General features: G+C 24.7%; 5 protein-coding genes. 3 read left to right on the top strand and 2 right to left on the bottom strand.

Annotated elements, in window-relative coordinates; translation table 11 throughout:
- Positions 1-249: 249 nt before the first annotated feature.
- Positions 250-1,098 (bottom strand): MBL fold metallo-hydrolase, encoded by an 849-nt coding sequence (locus BGI41_RS06105; protein WP_088539536.1) that lies wholly within the window; start codon positions 1,096-1,098, stop codon positions 250-252.
- A gap of 137 nt (positions 1,099-1,235) precedes the next feature.
- The gene (locus tag BGI41_RS06100; RefSeq protein WP_088539534.1) at positions 1,236-2,198 is read right to left on the bottom strand and encodes a DUF2121 domain-containing protein; all 963 of its coding nucleotides are present in this window, start codon (positions 2,196-2,198) and stop codon (positions 1,236-1,238) included.
- A 232-nt stretch (positions 2,199-2,430) separates the two neighbouring features.
- Here BGI41_RS06100 and BGI41_RS06095 point away from each other — a divergent pair, with 232 nt between their 5' ends.
- The 3 genes from BGI41_RS06095 (at position 2,431) to BGI41_RS06085 (ending at position 6,060) form a co-directional block, all read left to right on the top strand.
- A complete protein-coding gene (locus tag BGI41_RS06095; RefSeq protein WP_088539532.1) occupies positions 2,431-2,811 on the top strand; it encodes a desulfoferrodoxin family protein in 381 nt (126 codons plus the stop codon).
- Positions 2,812-3,216: 405 nt separating this feature from the next.
- Positions 3,217-3,729: a hypothetical protein gene (locus BGI41_RS06090; protein WP_088539530.1), complete on the top strand. Its 513-nt coding sequence runs from the start codon at positions 3,217-3,219 to the stop codon at positions 3,727-3,729.
- 102 nt (positions 3,730-3,831) lie between these two features.
- A complete protein-coding gene (locus BGI41_RS06085; protein WP_088539528.1) occupies positions 3,832-6,060 on the top strand; it encodes a DHH family phosphoesterase in 2,229 nt (742 codons plus the stop codon).
- Positions 6,061-6,260 lie beyond the last annotated feature (200 nt).

Raw genomic sequence — 6,260 nt, 5'->3', positions numbered from 1 at the left:
TAAATAATTAACAATTTATATATTCTTTATATTTTAATGAATTAACTATTATTTTTAAAAATTAGTTTTGGATGATTTTGTTTTTATTGTGTTATTTTAGAATTAATTTTAGGATAATTTTTTGTTTTATTGTGTGTTTTTAGTTTTGGATGATTTTGTTTTTGGTGTTTTTTTAGAATTAGTTTTTTAAAAGTATTTTTAATATTTTTTAATTAAATATTTTAAAATAAGTAAATACTTTTAATTAAGTTAATAATTAAAAATATTTTTATAATTTTTTCCTGGAACTGATCTTATTTTTGACTTAGATATATAAGACTTATTAACATTTTTAAAGTCAATATCTATTGAAAGTCCATCTATTGCAGCAATAGTTTTTACTCCAGTTTCGTGTTTAATTCTTTTAGCTTCATCTTTTGGATTACGTTTTAACATTTTAAATCCAAAATGAGTCATAATTGCTAATTTTGGCTCTACTTCATTTATAAGATTTATAAAATCATTACTACACATATGACCTTTTAATCCATTATTACCTGGACGAAGAATACTTCCAATTAATATATCTGCACCTTTATGATAATCTCCTAATTCATCATAATATTTTGTATCACTTGTATAAGAGATACATATGTTTTTAGTTTTTAATTGGAAACCAGTACCAAAGGGATCTCCATGAATGGTTTTTGTACCTTTCATTTTGAATTTTCCTAAATCGATTTCTTTTCCAGGTTCTAATATATAATTTTTAGAATGGCTTTTATGATAATTTGAAATAGAAGGACCCCATTTATCATATCCCTCCATTACACTTTTATTAGCAATAATACAACCTTTGTTTTTTGTCATTCCTTTGGTCATTGCTTCAATTAGTATTTCTGCATCATTATAATGATCAGTATGACAATGTGAAATGAAAATACCATCTAATTTAGTTGGATTCATTCCATATTGTAAAGTTCTAATTAATCCTCCTGGTCCTGGATCTACATGGAGGTTAAATCCATTTATGTTATCTATTCTAAATCCTCCAGTCATTCTTCTTTGACTGATTGTAGCGAATCTACCTCCACCAGTACCTAAAAATATAATTCTCATGTTCTTTTCTCTTTTAGTTTTATTTAAAAATTTTAAAATGTTTAATATTGTATATTAATACATTTTTACTATTTTTTATAGTATTATTTATTTAATGTATTAATATGTATTTTTGGGCTTATTTTATTAGATATGCTTTATGTATTACATAAAATAATATCACAGTTTAGTTTAATATTGTTTTTATCTAAACATAAATTTTCATCTTTTACAACAACTTTATCAAATTTTTGAACATAATTGGAAACTTCTATATCTTTAATTTCATTTCCATTATTATCTTTATCTATAAACATTATGATTTCTTCACCAGGTTTAGCAAGTACTTTCCAATCCATATCAAATGCTTGAACATTGTCTGCTAATTTTATTTTAAGGATTTTACCTTCATATGAATTAACAAAACCAACATCTCCTTTAGTGATTATTTTACTTGCAAATTCTATTGATTTTTGTTGACTTAGTAATTCTTCACTTAGTTTTTGTCTATATTTTTCTAATAATTTATTGTCTATTTCTTCAGTTTTATCAAGGTATTCTTGAGCAGTTACTTTATTAAGGTTATTATTTTTAGTGTATAATACTTCTACATTTTTTCCAACTGAAGGGGTTTTTGATGCAATTTCTTTAATTATATCTTCAAATATATCTCCTATATATTTTAAACTAAGATTGGATTTCCATCTTTCTTTAATTAAAGAGTTTGCTATAGATTTTGCAATTTTATTACCAAAGATTATGATTCCACTATTGCCTCTTTCTTTATTTTGAACTTCAGAACCTAATAATTCAACGATTTGATAACCATTACTAGTACCATATATACGTTTTCTTCTGATTTCCATTGTAGTTTTAGTTGAAACTTCACCCATTAATACTGTTTCAATTTTCTTAATTTTATTAACGTCATCACTAATTTTTAAGGTAATTTGTCTTTTAGCTGCTTCGTTGTATAATTCTTCATCGTTTCTAATTTTTCCGGAGTATAAATCTTCTTCTAATTTTTCTCTTTCTTCTTTATCTCCGAAATAAGCTATTCTTCTTTTATCACTAGCCATTACACAACCTTTTTTACCTATATAGGCAATAATTACACTCATTGTGGCACCTTCTATATTATTTTCTAATTCTAAAATAATAATTTTCTTTATATGTTATATATTATAATATATTGTTATATTAGTAATTTTTTGTATTATTTTTTCTTATTTAGTGAATTTAATTTTATAAAATATTTTTAAAATATTATTTTAACTTATGATAAATTATATATTATAGTTAATCAATATATTTTATTAGGTAAAATATTTTTTTACTAGGATGTGAATAAAAATGGAAATAAATGATATATGTAAATGTGAAGTATGTGGAAATATTGTAGTTGTAGCTGATGTAGGTGGAGGAGAATTAACCTGTTGTGGTCAAAAAATGACTAAATTAACTCCTGAAATTAAAGAAGAAGGAGGAGCAAAACACATTCCTATTATCAGTAAAGTTGAAGATGGAATTAATGTTAAACTTGGTGAAGTACCACATCCAATGGAAGAAGATCACTATATTAAATTTATTATTTTAACTGATGGTGAACAAACTTACAGAGTAAACTTAAAACCTGGTGATGCTCCAGAAGCTACTTTTAAAGTTACTGGTGATGCAGCAGATTATAAAGCTTGTGCTTACTGTAATAAACATGGTCTCTGGCCATCTGCTTAGATTTAATATTATTTAAGAAATTTATTAATTTAAATTTCTTTTATTTTGCTTTTTTCTTAGGTTTTTACTGTTTTTTAGTTTTTTTTTAATTTATTAAGTTATTATTTTTTTAATTATTTTATTTTAATAATTTAATATAAAAAATTCTTTATTTTATAATTATTAGTTTTTAATTGATTTATTTTAGTTTTACTTATTCGTAAAATATTATTTTTATTTATAATAAATTTTTATTTTGTTTTTTCTGTTTATATTAAAATTAATCTATTTAATTTTTACTTAATTTTTCATTTTTTTAATAAAATTTTCATTATTTTTAATAAAATGCATAAACTATAATATATTATTTGAATATATATTAAATTGTTAGATTAATATAAAAAAATTTTTAAAAATTTGATTAAAATGAATAGAAAGTTATTAGCAGTTGTAATTGTTTTACTTTTAGCAGTTATTGTATTTGGATTAATGTCTTCAAATATTGATTATGTAAATTCTTCAATTCCTGAAATAAGTAATGAAATTTCAACTGGAGATACAAATTACAATAATGCAGTTAAAGATATGAATAATAAACAATATGATAATGCAATAAATGAATTAAATACTGCTAAATCTGCTTTCTCTAATGCAAATTCATTACTAAATGATATAAAAAAAGAAAGTAGTATAAATAATGATAATATTTATTCTTCTTATATTGAATCTGCTAGTAATGAAGTGATTTATAAAGAAAATGCATCTTCTAATTTATTAATTGCAGTTAATGCATTTAAAAATAATAATATTCAAACTGGTAATAGTTATATTTATAACGCTGGTAATGATATGTCTCAAGCATTATTCTATCAGCAACAAAGGAATCAAATTGTAGAATCTAATCCTAATAAATTTAATAATAATACTATTATTTTATAATTTTATTATTTAATTGTAGATGTAAATTTTAAGGTTTTAATATAGTAAATTTACTTTTTAAATATTTATTATTTTTTTAAAATCTTTTTAATGAGTGAAAAAATGAAAGTTAAATGTCCTAATTGTAAAGGCAGAAAAACCATTGTAGTAGATTACAAAGAATGTGATGCTTGTGGTGGTACTGGATACGAAGATACAATAAATCTTGGTAACCATTTTAAAGGTATTAATAGTCATGCTAAGGCTAAATTTGATTTAGATAGTGCTGAAGACATTCCTTGTGAAGTTTGCAATGGTAAAGGACAAATTGAAGTTAAAGAAAAATGTCCTACCTGTAATGGAACAGGTTTTGTTAATGTATGTAAAGAATGTGGAAAGATTTTAAAAACTGAAAATAAAGATTACTGTGATGAGTGTATGAAAGATATAAAAGTTAATAAATCAAAAGAAAATACAAATACACAGGAAGAAGACAACAGTGTATATACTCTTGATCCTTTATGTGAAATGGAAGATTTAGAGGTTGGTAAATTTTATCGTGGTAAAATTACTAAAGTTGCTAAATTCGGTGTTTTTGTAAGTTTGAATAATCAAGTTTGGGGTCTAATGAGAACTGGTAAATCGGGTTATCGTGTTGGTCAAAGAATTAATGTTAAAGTTACTCAAATTAAATCTCGTAAACATGAAGTAGATATGGGACCAGTATCATTTACTAAATATACCCTTAAAAAGTTGAAAAAAGATATTGAAAGAACTAAAATTGAAGAACTTAATGAAGATGTAATGGGTAAAGTTGTTAAAATTCAAGGTTTAGCTGCTCAGATTCAACAAACTTCAGGACCTACTATATTTACAATTACTGATGAAACAGGAACTACTTATGTAGCTGCTTTCCAAGAAGCAGGTGTAAGAGCTTATCCTGAAATTGAAGTTGAAGATATGGTTGAAGTTGTAGGTGAAGTAAATAAACATGATGGAGATATTCAAATTGAGTCTGAATCAATTGAAAAACTTTCTGGCAATGCTAAAGATGAATTATATAAATTAATTGATGAGGCCCTTGATGAAAAAGCTTCAGTTGAAGATAATGACTTTTTAATCCAATCTGAAACTCTTGAAAAACTTAAACCTAAAATGATGGATGCTGCTAAAAGAATAAGAAGAGCTATTTTAGATGGTAGAACTGTTCTTTTAAGACATCATGCAGATGCAGATGGTATTTGTTCTGGTGTTGCAATGGAAAAAGCAGTAGTTCCTCTTATTGAAAAGGTTAATCCTGATGCTGATGCTAAATATCATTACTTTAAAAGATCACCATCAAAAGCACCATTCTATGAACTTGAAGATGTTGTAAAAGATTTATCTTTTGCTCTTGAAGATTTAGATAGACATGGACAAAAATTACCAATTCTTGTAATGTTAGATAATGGTTCTACAGAAGAAGATATTGTAGCACTTATGCAAACTAAAATTTATGATATTGAAGTTGTAGTTATTGATCACCATTCTCCAGGAGATGTTGTTGATGGTCGTGTACCTGTAGATGATTATGTAGATATGCATGTAAACCCATATCTTGTTGGTGGAGATTCACAAATTACTGCTGGAGCTCTTGCAACTGAAGTTGCTTGTTTAATTAATCCTGATGTTAAAGATCAAATTAAACATTTACCAGGTATTGCAGCTATTGGAGACCATGCAGAAAGTGATGAAGCAAATCAATACATTAAACTTGCTGAAGAATGCGGTTATTCTGAAGAAAATCAAAGAAAAATTGCAGAATGTACTGATTTTGAAGCATATTTCCTTAGGTTTATGAATGGTAGAGGAATTATTGATACTATTTTAGATGTAGATAATCATGATAAACATGAAAAAATGATTGATGCATTATATAAAGAGTATGAAAAACGTGTTGATACTCAACTTAAAGCAGCATTACCTAATGTTAAAAAGATTAAATTAGATAATGGTATTTACTTTAATATGATTGATGTTGAGAAATATGCACATAAATTTACATTCCCTGCTCCAGGTAAAACTTGTGGTTTTGTTCATGATAAAATTGCACAAGAAATTGGTGAAGATAAACCTGTAGTTACTCTTGGTCATGGACCTGACTTTGGTGTAATTCGTGCTACTGATGCAGTTAATGCAAATTATGGTTTTGATATTAATCAAATTATTCTTGATTTAATTGAAAAATTACCTAATGCTGGAATTGATGGTGGAGGCCATGAATGTGCTGGATCCATTAAATTCATTGAAGGATTTTCAAAAGAAGTTTTAATGGGCTTTTTAGAAGAAGTTAAAATTATGAATTTAAATTAAATTTTATTTAAAATTTATTTTTAATTCATGTATATTACTATTTATTTTTCAATTTTACTTGTTTTTATACTAATTTTTGTTTTTTAGTTCTTTTATTGTATAATTTGTTTTTTATTTTTTCTTTGTTTTTATACTAATTTTGTTTTTTTATTGTACTTTTTTATTAAATTCTACTTATTTTTTAATAATATATATTATTG

This window comes from Methanobrevibacter sp. 87.7, assembly GCF_002208625.1.
In the GTDB taxonomy this organism is placed as follows: domain Archaea; phylum Methanobacteriota; class Methanobacteria; order Methanobacteriales; family Methanobacteriaceae; genus Methanarmilla.
Note: the sequence above shows the minus strand (reverse complement) of the source record. Positions and strands in the feature narration are given on the sequence as shown.